Here is a 19,316-nt window from a genome sequence, read left to right as displayed (position 1 = left end):
CTGAAGATGATTCTTCGGTTTGTTCTGCTTGAGGCCTTTTGTCTTCATCTTCGGCTTGGTCAGTTGAAGCTTCAACCTTTTCATCTTGTTTGACTTTTTCATCATCATCGCTGGTAAAGCCAAACGCCTTCTTTAACTTATCAAATAATCCCATTCAGTCTCAATCCTTTCTAAATTACGTCCGCAAGCGATACGGAAACCATCTTGGAAACCCCCGATTCCTGCATCGTTACTCCATAAAGAACATCAGCTTGCATCATCGTTCCCTTCCGGTGAGTAATGACGATAAATTGGGTTTCATCATCGAAGTTCTTCAAGTATTGCGAATAGCGGGCAACGTTGGCATCGTCCAATGCCGCTTCTGCTTCGTCAAGCACCGCAAACGGAACCGGACGAACTTTCAGAAGCGCAAACAGCAAGGTGATCGCCGTTAATGACCGTTCACCCCCAGAAAGCAAGCTTAATCGCTGGGCTTTCTTGCCCGGGGGCTGCGCGGTAATTTCAATTCCGGTATGTAAAAGATCATCTGAAGCCGTCAACGTTAAGTAAGCTTTTCCGCCACCAAAGATCTGCGGGAATAACGACGCAAAGGCCGTTGCAACCTGATCAAAGGTTTCCTTGAACCGGGTCTTAACTTCATTATCCATTTCATCCATACTCTGAACCAGCGTTTCCTTCGCGTTATTAAGGTCATTTTGCTGAGTATTTAAGAATTCGAACCGTTCATTGACCCGTTCAAATTCATCGATTGCCCCAAGATTGACTTCTCCAAGTTCGTCAATTCCGCGTTTCAAGAGCTTCAAATGACGTTGAACCTCATTCAGATCAGTTTCTTGAGCTTCTTGAGCCGCCTTTTCAAACGTCATTTCATACGTCTCGGTCAATTCTTGAAGGTGCTGTTCAAGCTTCGACGTTAACCGGCCAAGTTGCAAACTCGCCTTGCGCTGATCATCATTTGATGCTTGCTGTAATTCATTTGCCCGCCGCAAGCGGCTTTCCGCATCCGCAACTTGATCATGCAACTCATCCCGTTGCGCCCGCATTTGCTTGACCTTAGCGGTATATTCAGCATGTTGCTTTTCAATTTCAGCTTGCTTTTTGGCCAATTCATCACCATGCATATCATTCAAGGATTGCTGGCTTTGAATTCGTTCAAGGGATTGCTTTCCCTGATCAAGCGCCCGGTTAAGCTGATTGATCTGCGTTTGATATTCGTTGGCCTGTAATTGAGCATTCGTCAACCGTTCATTCACAAGCAATAATTGTTGTTTAAATTCATTTAACTTCGCCGAACTTTCCCGTTGCGTTGACCGCGCATCTTCACTGAACCGTTTTTTATCATCCAATTCAGTCTGAAGTTCTGCAATCGATGCTGTTAATGATTCAACTTGCTTTTTTAATTCTGCTTGGCGGACAGCGGCTTTCGTCCCATCCAAGTCTTGCAATTGTCGGTGCAACTGTTCTTGATGACGGTGCTGTTCATCAAACTGTTGTTGAATTGCAGCAAGGTTCTTCTGCATTGCTGTCAATTGTTGATGCAATTCGTTGACCTGCGTTGCATTTTGCTGATCTTTAGTGATCACATCCGCTAACTGACGTTTAAGCTGCTTCCCATGTTCCTCAAGTTCGCCAAGTTTGGTCTGCATCATCTTTAATTGGTCTTTTAAAACCGTGCTTTCCTGTTTCTTTTGAAGCAAGCCATTTCGTTGAGTGCGGTTTGCACCCCCGGTCATTGAGCCGCCAGGGTTTACAACTTCGCCCTTTAACGTTACCAGTTTTACGCGGTGATTGACTGCTCGCGCAATCCGGGTCGCTGCATCAATATCCTTAACGATCAACGTTGTTCCAAGCAAATATTGGATCACGTTGCGATTGGAAGCATCAAAGGTTACCAAATCACTTGCAATTCCAATCATTCCGGAATCATTCCGGGCTTGCTGGAGCAATCGTGAATCAATGGACCGGGCTCGCATCGTCGTTTGCGGTAAAAATGTCGCCCGGCCTAACCGTTTCTGGGTTAAGAACCGAATCCCGGCTTTAGCTGCATTTTCATCCTTTACAATGATATTTTGCAACTGACTTCCAAGGGTTGTTTCGATTGCTTGAGAATATTGTTGATCAACGTTGATTGTTTCGGCAACCGAGCCAACGATACCTTGCAAGTGGTTCCGTTGTTTCAAAACTTCGCGAACCCCCTGGTAATAACCAGAATAATTATGAGCAACGCTTTCTAACGCCTCCAGCCGGGCCTGGGCTTTTTGCATGATCTCGCTTGCTTGATACCAGTTTTGCCGTTGCTGATCAATCTGCGCGTTCAGTTTTGTTCGTTTTTCGCGATATGCTTCAGCTTGATGTTCAGCACCCTCAAGGTTTGCTTGGCATTCAGCAGTTTGCGCCTTGGCTGCCGTTAATTGATCCTGAAGCGGCTTCGTTTCGGCTTGGGCCGTTGCTAACTGCTTTTGAACCTGCGCCAGTTCTGATTGACGCTGAGTTTCGCTTTGTTCCAATACATGAATTTCATTTTCAGCCTGCATCTTTTGCTGGGTTTGCTGATTAATTTGATCAGTGAGCTTTGCAATTGCCCGTTCAAGCTCTGCGGGTGCAAGGTTTTGATCCACACTCAGGCTTTTAATTTGGTGCTGCAGGTTTTGTTTTTCCCTCTTCAGCTCATCGATCCGTTTTTGAACCGTCGCCAGTTTTTCCTGAAGCGTTGCGCGATCGTGTTGATTTTCATCGATCTGCTTTGTCAGACTTTCGATTTTTTCAATTTGGAATTGCCGTTGCTGTTCGGAAATATCCTTCTTCCCGGCAAGGCGTTCCCGTTGTTGAGTTAAAGTAACTAATTGTGTTTGAACTTGGTCCAGTTGATTTTCGATCGTCTGCTGTTGCTCGTGCAATTGGGTTGTATGTTCTTCTTGATCAAGCGCCGCCTGTTTATACTTGGCTAATAGCTCCTTGGCCTGCTTTAATTGCTGGTCAAGTTCTGCTTTTTGCTTTCGCCCCTGCTGAATTTCAAGCACCAATTCATTTAAGTGATAATAATCAAACTGCTTCTTTTGTTCAACATAATCCTTCGCAATACTGGCCTGTTCTTCAAGGGGTTCCCGTTGTCGCTTCAATTCCGTTAAAATATCAACAACGCGGTCTAAATGGTCCGTGGTCTCCTTTAATTCCTTTTCGGCCCGTTCCTTTTCTTTCTTATATTTCAAAACCCCCGCAGTTTCTTCGATCAAAACCCGGCGATCTTCAGGCTTACTGTTAAAAATTGATTCCACTCTACCTTGAGAAATAACCGAAAACGATTCCTTTCCCAAGCCGGTATCCATGAAAAGGTTGACGATATCCTTTAACCGCACCTTTTTTCCATTCAAAAGAAATTCGCTTTCGCCGCTGCGATAAATTCGACGGGTGATGCGCAACTCATCCGGCTGGTCAGGCAAAAAGCGGTCAGAATTATCAAATTCGATTTCAACTTCCGCCCGGTTCAACGGCGCGCGGGTTGCCGAGCCGGCAAAAATGACATCCGGCATCTTACTGCCCCGAAGACTTTTGGCTGACTGTTCACCTAAAACCCACCGGAGCGATTCAATGATGTTACTCTTTCCGCTTCCATTCGGACCGACGATCCCCGTAATTCCAGGTTGAAAGTCAATTTCAGTTTTATCTGCAAATGATTTAAAACCATTGATCGTTAATGATTTTAATTTCAACGCATTTCCTCCATCTCATCTATTTGACTTGGAATTTTTTTAACGCTTCAAAAGCTGCCGCTTGTTCAGCCGCTTTCTTCGTATGGCCAATTCCTTCACCAATTTCATCGCCGTTATACAAAACTTTCATCTTGTAAGTCCGATCATTATCCGGTCCCTTACTCCAAATTTCTTGATATTGAATATCACACTGGCCGTCTTTTTGTAAGTATTCTTGCAACGCCGTCTTGTGATCAAAGAAGGTGTTGAACCATCCCATATCAAGTTTGGGAAAGACAACTTCACTGATAAACTTGACAACGGTTGGTTTGCCCTGGTCAAGATACAATGCCCCAATGAAAGCTTCAAAAATATCACATAGAAGTGATGGCCGTTGCCGTGCATTGTTTTTCTCTTCACCTTTTCCCAGTCGAATAAATTCATCAAAGTGGCATTCCTTGGCGAATTTACTAAAACTGTCTTCACAAACCATTGCTGCCCGCAAACGTGATAATTTCCCTTCCGGCATTTCTGGGAACCGCTTAAAAAGGTATTCTGAAACGCAAAGCTGCATTACCGCATCTCCCAAAAACTCGGTTCGTTCATAGTAATCGAGTTTTTCTTTCGGATGTTCATTGACATATGATTTATGCGTAAACGCAGCGTCATAATAATCCATGTTATTAATCGTAATTCCATAGTTTTCTTTTAAATGTTGAGCTAATCCGATTATCATAATTTCTCCTTATCTTTTCTAATTGTCGACAATTACTCCAATGATACATTATACCACATCACCGCGCGTTACAAATTCGGCCATTCGGATATAAGAAAGGAGGTTGTGCCATAAGCCGCAACCTCCTTGAAAACTTAACCATTATTCCATATTTTCCTTGATGTATTGAACTGCATCGCCGACGGTATTCAATTTTTCAGCTTCTTCATCAGGAATTTCAGCACCAAATGCATCTTCCAAGTCAAGGATGAATTCAACAAAGTCAATTGAGTCAGCATCCAAGTCCTTCTTAAAGTTCAATTCATTTGTAATTTTATCTTTTGCAATTTCAAAGTGATCAGCCATAATACCGGCAATCTTATCAAAAATTTCTTGTTCGCTCATGAACATCCCTCTTTTCCAGTGATTTATGAAATATAATTTAACACTTTTAATTCAATTTTTAAAGAATTAATTTTGTTCTTCATCTTGGGTTTGAAATGCCGTTTCGAACTTACTTAATAATTTTTCATTTAAAATCGTCCGAATTTGCTTCATTGTGTAGTAAACCGTTTGGGCATCACTTGACCCGTGAGCCTTAACAACTGGAGCTTTAACTCCCAGCAAAACGGCGCCGCCATACCGTGATGGGTTGACCCGGTCCTTGATTTTCATCAAGCTCGGTTTGAACATTAATGCACCTAATTTGCCGAAAACATTGGCATCCTTTACACTGTCTTTTACCAGGTGCATTACCGCTGAAGCCGTTCCTTCGATTGCTTTAAGAACAGCATTGCCGGTAAATCCATCCGCAACCGCAACATCGCACACCCCATTTGTTAAATCCCGGGATTCGACGTTGCCAACAAAATTCAATGATGGATCTTCACTGATCAATTGATATGCTGCTTGCGTTAATTTGCTTCCTTTATGCGGTTCGGTTCCGTTATTCAAAAGCCCGATTCGGGGATTTTCAATTCCGCGAACCGTTTGGGCATAAAATTTCCCCATTACGGCAAATTGATGCAGGTATTCCGGCTTGTTATCCGCATTTGCTCCACTATCAAGCAGGTTAAAGCCTCCTTGAGCAGCTGAAACAACCGGCAAAGTCGAAAGCAACCCTGGACGTTCAACCCCCTTGATCCGCCCAATTAAAAGCAGACCGGCAGCAAGCAAAGCTCCGGTGTTTCCGCATGAAAACAGGGCATCGGCTTGCCCTTCCTTAACTGCTTTGGCAGCCAAAACTAATGATGATTGTTTCTTCCGCCGAATTGCTTTTACCGGTTCATCGTTCATCACGATCACTTCATCAGCCTGTTCAAAATTGATTCGGGTTTGATCCTTCACTAACGGTTTAACTTCGTCAATCTTTCCAAATAATACAAATTCCATGTCTTCAAAGGCATCGCGAGCTTTTTCGACCCCTTCAACAACACTTTGCGGGGCGTTGTCGCCGCCCATCGCATCAACTGCAATTTTCATCTTCTAATCTCCTCCACTTCTAATCTAAATTATCACCTTGGTTGCGATGATGATTTAAATAACGAATCAACTCTTGGTTCTCTTCTCGGGTTTCAAAATCCGGTTCATTGATTATCCGGTGCGCCTCTTCCTGAGCAATCTGCAAAATCTTTAAGTCCGCAACCGGATCACCGACTTTAAATTCTGGCAGTCCAGCTTGAGCAGTTCCAAGAACGTCTCCCGGTCCCCGAAGTTCAAGGTCGCGTTGGGCGATTACGAACCCGTCCGTCGTTGAAACCATTGTCTTCATTCGTTCCTTGCCGTAATCACTGTTCGGATCAGCAATCAAAAAACAATATGATTTCCGTTCACCCCGGCCAACCCGCCCACGCAACTGGTGCAACTGCGCCAAGCCAAACCGGTCAGCGTCAAGGATCATCATGATCGACGCGTTCGGCACATCGACCCCGACTTCAACAACCGTTGTTGAAACCAGAATATCATATTCATGGTCCTTGAACTTTTGCATGACCATTTCCTTTTCATCCGGCTTCAAGCGTCCATGCAACAGTCCAATCTTAAACCGTCCATTGAAATAGTCCTGAAGCTTCTGGTAAACTTCCTCGGCATTTTGCAGATCCAGCATTTCAGATTCTTCAATTAACGGGGACACAACGTATGCTTGAGCACCATCATTCAGCTGCCGTTCCATGAACTTCAACGCGTCATTCGTTTGCTTTTTCCGTAACCACGTTGTTTCGATTGGCTGCCGGCCTTGCGGCAATTCATCAATGATTGAAACATCCATTTCACCATACGTGGTAATCGCCAACGTCCGCGGGATCGGGGTCGCCGTCATTGCCAATACATCTGGATTATGTCCCTTTTCCCGAAGTTTCTTCCGTTGATTAACCCCAAAACGGTGTTGTTCGTCCGTAATCACTAACCCTAAATTCTTAAAAACAACATCGTCCTGAATCAACGCATGGGTTCCAACCACAATTTGAAGGTCATTATTCGCCAAATGCTTCAACATTTCACGCCGGGCGGTTACCTTGCTGACCGTTGTTCCCGTCATTAAACCGACGTTAATTCCCAGCGGGGCAAATAACTTACTTAACTTTTCAGCATGCTGCTGGGCCAAAATTTCAGTTGGCGCCATTAATGCTGTCTGAAAGCCCGCCGTCACCGCCGCATACATCGCAATAGCCGCAACAATTGTTTTTCCGGAACCAACATCCCCCTGTAACAGGCGATTCATCTTCAAAGGTTCACGCATGTTGCGACAGATCTCATTAACGACCCGCTTTTGCGCATTCGTTAACTCAAAGGGTAACCGGCCGATAAACTGCTTCAATTTTTGGTTATCATAATTGATCGCGATTCCTTGATTTTGGCGATCTTCCTTTTTCAGCATCTGCAACCCGGCCTGAAAGCGGAAAAACTCTTCAAAAATCGCGGACCGTCGGGCTAAATCAGCCTGCTTTTTACTTGTTGGAAAATGCATATCATGAATGATCTGTTGCCGCGGTTCTAACCGATACCTATTCCGTAACGAAAGCGGCACAAGGTCACGAATTACATCATGATACTGGTCATATGCAAGCTCAACCAGTTTTTGGACCTGATTGGCCTTCAATTCCTTCGAAGCCCGGTAAACACCCTTAAAATCATTTTGCTGTCCGACCGGAATGATCTTCATTCCCGTAAAACTTTGCCGCTTAGCATTATACCGGCCATAAACTGCAAGTGAAGCTCCTAATTGAACCTTTGATTTCAAATACGGTTGGTTGAAAAAGGTTACCATGATCACTTGATGCTCAACTAACAAGCGAAAATTTAACCGGTTGCGGCGACGGCCAAACCGAATCACGGTCGGTTCTGAAGCCACCGTTCCCTTTAAGGTCACCTTTTCCTGCTCACTAATTTCAGAAAGATCCTTCACTGCCAAGTCATCGTAACGAAACGGATAATCAGTAAGAAGGTCATCGACCGTTGAAATGCCAAGCTTATTCAATGCCACCGCCTTTTTAGGCCCAACACCTTTTAACATCGTCACTGGATCATTTAAACTCCGAGCCATTCTGCTGATTCCTCCTTTCCGTTCCTGAATATGGAAGGAGGCTGTCCAATCGTCCAGCCTCCACTTAAATTTTTAATTTTTATTATTCAACCGAGATCAAGTATGGGTAAACCGGTTGATCACCTTCATGGATTTCGATTTCATAATCTTCATCCCATGATTGGATCTCATCAGCAATTGCTTGGGCTTCTGCCTGATCAGCATCCGCACCGTAGATGATCGTAATCACTTCACTATCCTCATCAAGCATTGCTTTCACCATTTCAAGGGTTGCTTGCTTCCGATCCGGATCAGTGACCTTGATCGAACCATCAACAATTCCCATATAGTTATCTTTCTTGATTTCTTGACCATCGATCGTTGTATCACGAACCGCAACCGTTACCTGGCCAGAAATTACATCATCAAGGGCTTCTTCCATTGCAGCCACATTTTCATCAATGTCAGCTTCTTTATTGAAGTTGATCATTGCGCTCAACCCTTGAGTAATTGACCGGGTATGAACAACCTTCACGTTTGCATCCGCAACGTCGGCTGCTTGTTCAGCTGCTAAGAAAATGTTCTTGTTGTTTGGTAAAACGATTACCTTATCCTTGCCCGTCGCATTAATGGCATCCACAATGTCCTTTGTACTTGGATTCATCGTTTGCCCGCCTTGAATAATTTGGGTCACCCCAACGCTGTGGAATAATTGGGCAAGGCCATCGCCTGAAGCAACGGCAATAATGCCATAATCGCCGGCAATTTGATTAATTTCAGCCTGTTGTTCTTCTTCAGCTTCCTTATCCTGTTCAAGGATCGTTTCGTGTTGAAGCCGCATGTTATCAACCTTAACCTTGATCAATGAACCAAATTTTTGGCCATACGAAAGAACTTTCCCCGGTTGTTCAGTATGCACGTGGACCTTAACCACTTCTTCATCCGCAATTACCAAAAGTGAATTTCCAATTTCTGAAAGATAGCCGCGGAAAGTATCATAATCGAACTTTTCATCAACTAACCGGCCAGCACCTAATTTCACCATAATTTCAGTACAGTAACCGTATTGAATATCTTCCGTGTTCAATTGACTTTGGACACTCTTATGGTGTTCAGCACTCACCATGTCATCCATGTCAGCCGGAGTTGGATGATATTCCTGTTCGTCCCGGACGTTTCCTGATAAAGCATCAAAGAATCCTTGGTAAACAAAAGTCAATCCTTGACCACCAGAATCAACAACGCCGACTTCTTTTAAGACTGGCAATAAGTCAGGGGTCGTCTTCAATGCAGCTTCAGCAGCTTCATAGGCCGCTTCCATGACTTCTACACAGTCATCCGATGTTTTGGCGGTCTTCGTTGCAGCTTCGGCAGCTTTCCGGGCAACCGTTAAAATCGTTCCTTCTTGCGGTTTCATAACGGCTTTATATGCCGTTTGAACTCCCGCAACAAGAGCATCAGCTAAGTCTGCGGGGGTCAATTCCGTTTTGGCTGCAGCGTTCTTGCTGAATCCGCGAAAGACTTGTGAAAGAATAACGCCTGAATTTCCGCGGGCGCCCATCAGCAATCCCTTTGCAAGGGCTTGTGAAAGTTCGCCAACACTTGATGATGTCGATTCTGAAACGTACTTCGCACCGCTTGCAAATGAAAGACTCATGTTAGTCCCAGTGTCACCATCCGGAACTGGAAAGACATTTAATGAATTAATAAATTCCGCATTATTATTTAACCGATTTGAACTAACCGCAATCATCTTGCGGAATTCATTTTCAGTAATTTTTGAAATTTTCAACCTTCAAAATCCTCCTTGGTACCCACAACGTTAATCTTCAATAACCTTTACGCCTTGAACGATCACGTTAACTGCCTTGGCTGTTACCCCAAGCATTGAGTCCAGATTATACTTAACTTTTTCTTGAACATTTCGGCAAACTTCTGAAATCTTCGTTCCGTAACCGACAATAATATAAACATCGATTACGATCCCGTCGTCTGTTTGACGAACAACAACTCCCTTTGAGTAGTTATCCCGTTTTAAAATTTCGTTTAAATTATCCCGAATTTGATTTTTACTTGCCATGCCGACAATTCCAAAAATTTCAGTTGCAGCTCCACCGACAACAGTTGCGATTACATCGTTACTAATATCAATTTTACCGAGTTGGTTTTGAATCTTCACTGCCATTCGAATTTGCCTCCTTATTTATGACAATAATCGTTATCGCCATTGTATCATACGCAATTTTGAAAAAAAAGCCAATTAAACACCATTCAGGATATTTAAATAAGCACTATATTATCATAGCACAAAAATCGATTTTAGCTGACAAGTTAATTTACTTTACAGAAAAATCTTGCAATCATACTTTATGTATGATAATTTAGTCTAGTGAATAAAGAATCTTTATTTTTAAGATCGTAAAGGTAAAGGAGGGAAATCAAAATGGCTAAAGATTTTGTAACCGGTCGGAAGACAACTTTCGGCAAGAAGCGTTCACACGCTTTGAACCAAACAAACCGTAGCTGGAAGCCAAACTTGCAAAAGGTTCGCATCTTAGTTGATGGTAAGCCAAAGAAGGTTTGGGTTTCTGCTCGTGCCTTGAAATCAGGTAAGGTTACTCGTGTTTAATTAAAGACGAAAAAACAGGATGGACAATGTTGTCCATCCTGTTTTTTAATCACAACTTTGAACCGTCATTAAAATTCCCTGTTCAAAACTAAAGGTCGCCTTCTCATCAACAAATTCATTACTTGACAGTGCAACTGGAAAATCAAAATCGGTCCGTTGCAACTGATACTTTTCATTTGGAAGAACCAGTCCTTCAACCGCTGTTAACGGAATAAACGCTAAATACTTCATTTGCGGATTCCGCTTAAGCTGGTGACATCCAGGCTTGAAAAAGCGAATTTCATTCCACCGGTCAATGATCGTGATGCGTTCAACCTGTTCCCGATACTCCGGTTTCAAAATAAAAAACAAGTTTGCCAGCAGCTGATCCATGCGTGCGCCGGTTGCTCCATAAAGATTAAGCTGATCAATTGGATAATGCGCGAACAAATATCTTAATGCCAACTCCGTATCCGTAATATCATCCTTTAACGGCCGGTAAACGAATTGGTGACTTTGACTTTTAACCTGCAACCGTTCTGCAGCAGTCGCCGTGTCAAAATCGCCAATTGCAAGGATCGGATCGATTCCGTGATTAATCAATTCAACTGCGCCGTAATCAACCCCGCACCACCGTTCATCCTTTTGTTCAAAAATCGTTTGCGGAACGCATGCAAGCGGCCCCCCAGTTAAAACATTTACCTTCATCGCAATCATTCCTTAATAACGCGGTTTGCGTTCCAAAATCATTTGATGGAATTGCAAGTAGTTTTCGTACCGGGACTTCAAAATTTCACCGTTCGCCACCGCTTCTTTAACCGCACAATGCGGTTCATTCACGTGCAGACATCCACGATACTTGCACTGATCACGGTAAGCAACGAAATCCGGATAATAATTTGGTAAATCTTCTTTCGAAATTTCAAGTAAGTCAAATGACGAAAAGCCCGGCGTATCGGCAATTAAATTATGCTCGATCTCCATTAACGTTACCTTCCGGGTCGTGTGTTTTCCCCGACTAAGGGCTTTCGAAATTTCACCGGTTTCCAATTTCAAATCCGGATTCAATTGATTCAGCAACGTTGATTTGCCGGCACCGGTCTGCCCCATTACAACGATCACTTGGTTTTGAAGATTGTGCAGAAGCTTTTGCGGTGCACCATTGCATGCAACTTCAACTGGATAATATTTTTGATAATAATCGATCACCGGTTGCATGGCGGCCTGCTGGTCTGCATCTAACAGGTCCCACTTCGAAAAATATAAAAGCGGTTCAATTTGATTAGCAGCCAACATAATTAATTGCCGGTCCAGTAAATTACTCGAAAAATCTGGTTCCACGCACGCCGAAACAACAATTGCATCATCGACATTCGCAATCGGCGGCCGAACTAGTTGATTCTTCCGCGGATCAATTTTTAATAAATAGCCGCCATCCTTTTCAACTTTAAATTCAACCCAGTCACCGACTAAAGGTGATTGTTTGCGTTTGCGAAATACCCCTCGCGCCCGGGTCCGGTATTCCGCCCCATCAGCAGTTACCACATCATAGTAACCGCTTAAAGATTGCCTAATTTGGCCTTTCAATAATCTTTATCCTTTCATTTAACTCTGACTTGTTGCGGAGTTATTATTCCCGTTTTCTGAATTATTATTCTGTCCAAGCGATAACGTTACGATCACCTGCGAACCAGCCTTAACGGTCGTATTCGCCTTTGGATTTTGCGAAATCACTTGTCCCTTTGGCACCGTATTTGAATACTGTTGTTCAAAAATAATCGTAATGTTATGTTCTTGGGCATAGTCGATCACACTTTTCTGCGTGTAACCCGTCAAATCGCGAATCTTAAACGTTTGAACCCCTTCACTGACCGTAAAGGTAACCGGAAGCTGATACAAACTGACCTTCATTGACGGATCAATGCTTTGACTAACGATCTGACCTGCCGGATACTTGTTTGAATACGTCGTTTCCTTATCCACAAGGACGCCCTTCGCCTTCAACTTTTTCCGAACCTGATCAAAGTTTTGTCCAATATATGATCCAAACTTAGTTTTTAACGGCCCTTTTGAAATCACAATGTTGACCTTCGAATTCCGGCTGACCGTCGTTTCGCGCGCCGGATCACTACTGATCGTTTGCCCTTTCAAATACGAACTACTGTATTCATACCGCTTTTTACCAAGTTTAAGGTTATTGCTCAACAAAACTTCCTGGGCTTCACGCACGCTCATTCCACGTAAATCTGGAACCTGGACCTTCAACGACATCAGTAAAATCGTAATCACAACGATCACACCAAGCGTTCCAATCAAAAAAGCGATTGGATGCCGGCGATAGACTCTTTTTTTCTTCTGCTGCTTTGTTTTTTTCGTCTTGCGTGATCCGGTTGAAGGTTGCCGCTTGGATGATTCGGTCGTCGGAATGACCAACGTTTTCGTTTCAGCGTCATCTTCCGTTGGGACTTCCCATTTCGGTTCGTTTTTCCGCACCGGTAATAACGCCGTTTTTAAATCCCGCGCCATTGTTTCGGCATCCGGATAACGGTCTTTCAGCTTTTTTGCCGTTGCATGCAAAATAACATTTTCCAATGCTTGCGGAACCTTGGGATTGATTTTCCGTGCTGACGGCAAATTATCCCGGTAATGTTTAACCGCAATTGAAACCGCCGTTTGCCCTTCAAACGGAACTTTTCCGGTCAAAAGTTCAAACAGAATGATTCCAAGTGAATAAATATCTGATTGTTTCGTGATGATCGATCCGCGGGCCTGTTCAGGAGAAATGTAATGAACGGACCCGATCATGGTATTCGTTTTCGTAATTGTTGCCGATTCCATTGCCGCAATTGAAATTCCAAAATCCGTGACCTTGACCTTCCCGTAATTGTCGATCAAAATGTTTTGCGGCTTCAAATCCCGGTGAATAATGCCGATTCGATGGGCACTTTCAACTGCCGAAAGGATCTGTTCCATAATATCAACCACTTTTTCACATGAAAGCGGATAGTGTTCTTTCAAATATGTCTTCAAATCCGTTCCCTTAACATATTCCATGATCAAGTATGGCACGCCGTGATCATTACCAAAATCATAGATTTGAACAATATGCGGGTTATCAAGCTTCGTTAGTGAATTCGCTTCTTTATGAAAGCGTTCAACAGAACGTGGATCATCCTGCAAATCAAACCGCAACATTTTAAGGGTTACCCGGCGTTTTTGAACAAGGTCCTCGGCTTCATATACATTTGCCATGCCGCCTTCACCAAGGGAACGAATAATACGGTACCGTTTGCCAACTTCATATCCTACTCGCATCGCCGTTCACCACTTTCATCTGCCGCAACCAAAAGCGCGGTAATGTTATCATCGCCGCCGTTGACCCGTGCTTGGGTAATCAACTGCTGGCATTTTTCTTCAAGTGAACCCGGAGCCGTTAAAATTACTTTGATCTTAGCTTCCGCTACCAGTTTAGAAAGCCCGTCAGTACACAGTAAGAATAAATCGCCCGGTTCAACTTTCAACGCATAATGATCCATTTGGGCATCATGATTGATTCCAAGGGTTTTGACAATTACGTTTTTTTGCGGATGGTTGACCGCTTCTTCCTTCGTGATTGCACCCTGCTTGATCAACTCATTGACAAGCGAATGATCCCGTGAAATTTGCTGCAGTTCATTATTCCGCAACCGGTAGCCCCGGCTATCTCCAATGTTTGCAATAATGCAGTTTGCCGAATCGATCAGAATCAAAACGAGGGTTGACCCCATTCCTTCAAGATCCGGATACTGCTCTCCTTTTTGGATCAAAAGATCATTTTCAACCTGAACCTGCTTTTGCAGCCATTCATAGGCCTGGGCAACCGTTTCAAATGTCGATTCTTCAAACAGGTAACCAAGATGCTGAACAACCATTGCCGACGCAACATCGCCGCCGCGATTGCCGCCGATTCCATCAGCAACTAATCCTAAAGTAATTTGTTTTTGATTTTGATACAGTCCGACCGAGTCTTCATTGACCTTGCGAACCTTGCCAATATCACTTAAAAATGAACTTTTCAAAATTGCACCTACTTTTTCACCAGCGTTGCAATAAAGAATCCGTCCGAACCAAAATCGTTCGGATAGATCGTTAATCCAAGCGCTGGCCGTTGATCCTTAACATTCTTTTTCGTCTGTGTTTTAACCTGTTCAAAATCCGGATGCTGTTTCAAAAATTGATCAACAACCGTCTGATTTTCAGATGGTAAGATCGTGCATGTGCTATACGTTAATTTTCCTTGCGATTTTAATGTCGGCGCAACGGCGTCTAAAATTTGCAACTGAATCTGGGCTAGTTGCTGCGAATCCTGCAACGTTTTTTCATAACGAACTTCTGGTTTTCGCCGCATCAATCCGATTCCAGAACACGGCGCATCAACTAAAATCTGATCAAACCGTGCATTTCCAAGTTTTCCAGCTTGACGAGCATCCAAAAGTTGAGGATCAACAACGTTCTCAACCCCGAGCCGCTCGGCATTGCGTTGAATCAGTTTTAGTTTGTGTTGGTGAATATCAAGCGCAACGACCTCTCCTTGACCGGCGAGTGCCGTTGCAATTTGTGTCGTTTTTCCGCCGGGAGCAGCACATGCATCCAAAACGCTTTGACCGGGCTGAACATCCATTGATTCAACCGCTAACATTGCACTTTCGTCCTGAATAATAAAGTCGCCCTGTTTGAATTCAGCGGTTCCCGCTAAAAAGCCTTTTTGCGCAACCAACCCGTCAGCAGCGATTTTGCTTGGGGACGTCGTGATGCCTTCCTTTTTAAGTTGGGCTTGCAGTTCAGGACCTTGAATCTTTTCAGAGTTCACCCGCAAACTGTCATGCGGCGTTTGATTAACGGCCCGCGCAATTTGGGCTGTTTTCTCAAGCCCCACCTTTGAAATCAATTGCTCAATGATCCATTGCGGAATACTTTCTTCAATTGATAACCGTTGAGCAGCCGTTAAACCATCAAAATTCCGCAATCCATTCCGCTTGATCGCATGTAAAACGCCCGTCACAAATTTACGTGTTCCAGCGTGCCCTTTAACCTTGGCAATTTCAATGGTTTCATTAAAAATTGCATGGTCTGGAACCTTGTCTAAATACTTCATTTGATAAATCGCTAACAAAAGCAATTCCCAAACCCACGAGTCAACTTTCTTCTTATTTTTAATAAATGGTTCAAGCCAATATTCCAACGTTAACCGGTGCTGCAAGCAGCCGTACACAAGCGTCGTCAATAAATTGGCATCGGCCCGTGATAATTGATGTTGCCGAATCACATCATTTAAAGCGATGTTTGAATACGTCCTGTGCTTTCGAATCCGCAAAAGCAGATCAAGGGCTAAAAAGCGCGGCGTTTGTTTAATCGTTTTCTTCATTGATCAATTCCTGTCCTGCTTTAATTCCCTGGCCAACCCCATTCAAATATGCCGTAATATCCATTTGCGGTTTTCCAGCCGGTTGAATGCGGTTGATCTGGTAAACCGTTCCATCCGCTGCGGCAACCTTTAGTTGATGCTTTCCAACTTCAACCACGGCTCCTGCGGGAAGGTCTGTTTGTTCATCCACAACAGTTACATCCCAGATCTTGGTCCGTTTTCCTTTGAAGGATTTGAAATATGCTCCCGGAGCAGGCCGAAGAGCGCGAACCTGCCAATCAATTTGATGCGCAGTTTGCTTCAAATGTAATTTCTCTTCTTCGGGACTGATCGTTGGTGAAAAGACAACTTCATCTTCATTTTGAGCAACCGGATGAACGTTGCCTGCAATTAAATCGGGAAGAAGTTGCAATAAAGTATCCCGCCCAAGATCACTCATTTTTTCAAAAATTGAGCCCGCATCATCATTTGATGTGATCGGCATTTCAGCCTGTTTCAAAATATCACCGGCGTCCATTTTCTTTACCATGTAAATAATCGAAACGCCCGTTTTTGAATCGCCATTCATGATGGCATGCTGAATTGGTGCTCCGCCGCGATATTTTGGCAAAAGTGAGCCGTGAACATTTACGGCCGCAATTTTTGCCGCATTGATCAACTTCATTGGTAAAAATTGGCCAAATGCTGCCGTGACGATCAAGTCCGGCTGAAGGTCAATTACCCGTTGACATTCCGGACTGCCTGAAATTTTTTCCGGTTGAAGGACTTCAATTCCATGGTCCAAAGCAACCTTTTTTACCGGTGTCGGGGTCAAAACGTGTTTCCGTCCGACTCGCCGGTCTGGTTGGGTCACAACGGCTTTTACATCATACCCGGCATCGATCACGCCAGCTAAAATGTTAGCAGCAAAGTCCGGGGTTCCCATAAATACAATTGATGTCATTTATTTCACTCCTCAATTAAATAAAGTTCATCGGATCGCGGTCGATCACGATTTGCAATCCGTTTCGTTCTTCTTTTTGACTTGTTAATAATAAATTTTGAAGATAATTTTCAAGTTGCGGTTCATTTTTATATTTAATTACTAATTGGTAATAATAGCGGTTATTGATCCGCATAATTGACTGCGGTGTCGGCCCCAAAATTACGGCATTTTGAGATAAATAATTCACGATCTCACCGCGAATTTGGAACATTTTTTGCGCCGCATCCGCTTCTGTCCGCGCACTTGCAGTAATTTGAATCGTATAGTAATACGGTGGATATCCGCCTTGATGCCGCACCTGCATTTCTTTTCCAAAAAAATGCTCATAGTCTTGTCGCTGGGCATACTGAATGGCATAGTGATCCGGATTATATGTCTGAATCAAAACATTGCCTTCTTTTTCAGCCCGGCCGGCACGCCCACTTACCTGGGTCAAAAGTTGAAAGGTGCGCTCGCTTGCCCGAAAATCCGGCAATCCCAGCGAAGTATCGGCATTCAGCACGCCGACAAGCGTTACGTTGGGAAAATCAAGGCCCTTGGCAATCATTTGGGTTCCAAGCAAAATATCTGCATGATGCTTGCCAAATTCATCTAAGATCCGTTCATGCGCCCCCTTGCGCCGGGTCGTATCAACATCCATGCGTAAGACTCGGGCAGTCGGGAAAAGTTCAGTCAATTCCTTTTCAACCCGTTGCGTGCCGGTTCCAAAATACCGGACCGCCTTGCTGTGACAATTCGGACAAACTTGCGGAACCGGTTCTTCATGCCCACAATAGTGACACTTCAATGAATTTGTATCTTTATGATACGTCAATGAAATATCACAGTTTGGACACTTGATCACTTCACCGCATTCGCGACACATCAAAAATGAAGAATATCCTCTTCGGTTTAACATTAAAACAACTTGTTCATTCAACGCAAGTTTTTTCTGAATCTCAGTTGCCAATTCTTGGGAAATATCTGTCGTTGGCGCATAGCGACCTGCCTGCCGCATATCAACTAATTGAACATGCGGCAAATCCTTCCCGTTAATCCGCTTCGTCAATCGTAACCATTGGTAAACGCCCTTTTGCGCACGCGCCCGGGATTCAAGCGATGGCGTTGCACTTCCAAGAACAACCGGACAATGGTGATATTGGCCACGCCACTGGGCAACATCGCGAGCATGATACCGCGGCATGTCCTCCTGTTTGTAACTTGTTTCATGCTCTTCATCCATGATAATGACGCCCAGATTTTTGATTGGTGCAAAAATTGCTGAGCGGGCGCCAACAACGACTTGAGCATCGCCCTTTTCAATCCGGCGCCACTCGTCATATCGTTCGCCATCAGACAATGCACTGTGTAAAAGGGCGACCTGATCGCCAAACCGGGCTTTGAATTGTCGCACGATTTGCGGGGTCAACGAAATTTCCGGAACAAGCATTAAAGCTGATTTGCCTTGCGCAAGCGCATGCTGAATGATCTGCAAATAAACTTCAGTTTTGCCGCTCCCCGTTACTCCCTCAAGTAAAAAGGTTGCTGCCTGGTCTTCGTCAATTGCCTGATCAACCGCATTCGTTGCCTGGGCCTGTTCGGCAGTCAACTTTTTCGGCGTCGACGGTTGAACCTTGTCGATTTGATATGGATTACGGTATTTTTCAATTTGATACCGGGTAATCCATCCTTTTTGGGCAGCTGTTTTCAAGTCGCTTGCAGTAAAATTATTTTCCCGGGTCACATCACTTTGAACAAATTCCTGTTCATGATTCGTGATCAAAAAGTCAAGCAAGCGTTTCCGTTTGGCTGCATTTTTTCTTAACGTTTTCTTGGCTGTCTGCAATTCTTCGACCGTCATTTGAGCTTTAAATGCCCAAACAAGTTTTGATTTTGCACGGTCATCAACGTGATAGACAATTTCAACTTGGTTTGCCTTGCGCAACTTTTCAATTTGATTTAATTGACTTGAAGTTAACTTTCGCGGATTAAATTCAACTTCACTTTGGTGATCAAAAAGAGTGATAAGATCGGAATCGGTAATTTTACCGGTCAACTTAAGCGTTTTACGATAACTTGCCCGCATTGCATTCGGGAGCATAACTTGCAAGCAGCGAATCTTAAATGCAAATGTTCGCTGCGTCAGCCAGTCAGCCATCGCCATGGCTTCATCACTTAAGACCGGATTCAAATCAAGCACATCGATTACTGATTTTAATTGGTGTTCACCTGAATATTCATCTGTCAATCCCGTCACAAATCCCTGAATTTTTCGGTTTCCGTTGCCGAATTCAACCACAACGCGCATCCCGATTTGCAAAAAATCCTGGAACTTTTCCGGAATTTGATAAGTGAACGGATGGTTGGTTTGCATTGCTGGAACATCGACAATTACTTCTGCATATCGACTAAT

Annotated in this window: 15 protein-coding genes; 1 reads left to right on the top strand and 14 read right to left on the bottom strand. The window is 43.8% G+C overall.

What is annotated here, in order from left to right; genetic code table 11:
• Positions 1 to 170: 170 nt before the first annotated feature.
• The 7 genes from smc to FC33_RS07255 all read right to left on the bottom strand — a co-directional run bounded on the left by smc (position 171) and on the right by FC33_RS07255 (position 10,112).
• On the bottom strand, positions 171 to 3,710 hold the full coding sequence (gene smc / locus FC33_RS07285; protein ID WP_057827932.1) for a chromosome segregation protein SMC: 3,540 nt from the start codon (positions 3,708 to 3,710) through the stop codon (positions 171 to 173).
• Between the two features lie 19 nt (positions 3,711 to 3,729).
• Positions 3,730 to 4,425, bottom strand: a complete 696-nt coding sequence (rnc, locus tag FC33_RS07280; protein ID WP_057827931.1) for a ribonuclease III — start codon at positions 4,423 to 4,425, stop codon at positions 3,730 to 3,732.
• Positions 4,426 to 4,566: 141 nt separating this feature from the next.
• Positions 4,567 to 4,809 (bottom strand): acyl carrier protein, encoded by a 243-nt coding sequence (gene acpP / locus FC33_RS07275; protein WP_057827930.1) that lies wholly within the window; start codon positions 4,807 to 4,809, stop codon positions 4,567 to 4,569.
• 66 nt (positions 4,810 to 4,875) lie between these two features.
• Positions 4,876 to 5,886 (bottom strand): phosphate acyltransferase PlsX, encoded by a 1,011-nt coding sequence (plsX, locus tag FC33_RS07270; RefSeq protein WP_057827929.1) that lies wholly within the window; start codon positions 5,884 to 5,886, stop codon positions 4,876 to 4,878.
• A 19-nt stretch (positions 5,887 to 5,905) separates the two neighbouring features.
• The gene (gene recG, locus FC33_RS07265; RefSeq protein WP_057827928.1) at positions 5,906 to 7,948 is read right to left on the bottom strand and encodes an ATP-dependent DNA helicase RecG; all 2,043 of its coding nucleotides are present in this window, start codon (positions 7,946 to 7,948) and stop codon (positions 5,906 to 5,908) included.
• Positions 7,949 to 8,030: 82 nt separating this feature from the next.
• Positions 8,031 to 9,719 carry a DAK2 domain-containing protein gene (locus FC33_RS07260; protein ID WP_057827927.1) on the bottom strand — a complete coding sequence of 563 codons (1,689 nt, stop codon included), beginning with the start codon at positions 9,717 to 9,719 and terminating at the stop codon, positions 8,031 to 8,033.
• 30 nt (positions 9,720 to 9,749) lie between these two features.
• On the bottom strand, positions 9,750 to 10,112 hold the full coding sequence (locus FC33_RS07255) for an Asp23/Gls24 family envelope stress response protein (protein WP_057827926.1): 363 nt from the start codon (positions 10,110 to 10,112) through the stop codon (positions 9,750 to 9,752).
• Between the two features lie 258 nt (positions 10,113 to 10,370).
• On the opposite strand from FC33_RS07255, the gene rpmB reads away from it, so the two are divergent.
• On the top strand, positions 10,371 to 10,556 hold the full coding sequence (gene rpmB / locus FC33_RS07250; RefSeq protein WP_004047397.1) for a 50S ribosomal protein L28: 186 nt from the start codon (positions 10,371 to 10,373) through the stop codon (positions 10,554 to 10,556).
• Between the two features lie 45 nt (positions 10,557 to 10,601).
• Here rpmB and FC33_RS07245 read toward each other — a convergent pair whose 3' ends face one another.
• Genes FC33_RS07245 through priA form a run of 7 tightly spaced genes read right to left on the bottom strand, consistent with a single transcriptional unit; the run spans position 10,602 to position 19,316 of the window.
• Positions 10,602 to 11,243 carry a thiamine diphosphokinase gene (locus FC33_RS07245; RefSeq protein WP_057827925.1) on the bottom strand — a complete coding sequence of 214 codons (642 nt, stop codon included), beginning with the start codon at positions 11,241 to 11,243 and terminating at the stop codon, positions 10,602 to 10,604.
• Positions 11,244 to 11,255: 12 nt separating this feature from the next.
• Positions 11,256 to 12,122: a ribosome small subunit-dependent GTPase A gene (gene rsgA / locus FC33_RS07240; RefSeq protein ID WP_057827924.1), complete on the bottom strand. Its 867-nt coding sequence runs from the start codon at positions 12,120 to 12,122 to the stop codon at positions 11,256 to 11,258.
• Positions 12,123 to 12,140: 18 nt separating this feature from the next.
• A complete protein-coding gene (gene pknB / locus FC33_RS07235; protein ID WP_057827923.1) occupies positions 12,141 to 13,850 on the bottom strand; it encodes a Stk1 family PASTA domain-containing Ser/Thr kinase in 1,710 nt (569 codons plus the stop codon).
• The gene (locus FC33_RS07230; protein WP_057827922.1) at positions 13,841 to 14,593 is read right to left on the bottom strand and encodes a Stp1/IreP family PP2C-type Ser/Thr phosphatase; all 753 of its coding nucleotides are present in this window, start codon (positions 14,591 to 14,593) and stop codon (positions 13,841 to 13,843) included. The genes pknB and FC33_RS07230 overlap by 10 nt, the downstream gene beginning before the upstream one ends.
• A gap of 8 nt (positions 14,594 to 14,601) precedes the next feature.
• Entirely contained in the window at positions 14,602 to 15,939 is a 1,338-nt protein-coding gene (rsmB, locus tag FC33_RS07225) for a 16S rRNA (cytosine(967)-C(5))-methyltransferase RsmB (RefSeq protein WP_057827921.1), read from the bottom strand.
• Positions 15,923 to 16,882, bottom strand: a complete 960-nt coding sequence (gene fmt / locus FC33_RS07220; protein WP_057827920.1) for a methionyl-tRNA formyltransferase — start codon at positions 16,880 to 16,882, stop codon at positions 15,923 to 15,925. Before fmt ends, rsmB begins: the two co-directional genes overlap by 17 nt.
• Positions 16,883 to 16,898: 16 nt before the next feature.
• Entirely contained in the window at positions 16,899 to 19,316 is a 2,418-nt protein-coding gene (gene priA, locus FC33_RS07215) for a primosomal protein N' (protein ID WP_057828096.1), read from the bottom strand.

It is taken from the genome of Ligilactobacillus aviarius subsp. aviarius DSM 20655 (genome assembly GCF_001436315.1).
Taxonomy (GTDB): domain Bacteria; phylum Bacillota; class Bacilli; order Lactobacillales; family Lactobacillaceae; genus Ligilactobacillus; species Ligilactobacillus aviarius.
This window is presented reverse-complemented; position numbering and strand designations above follow the sequence as displayed.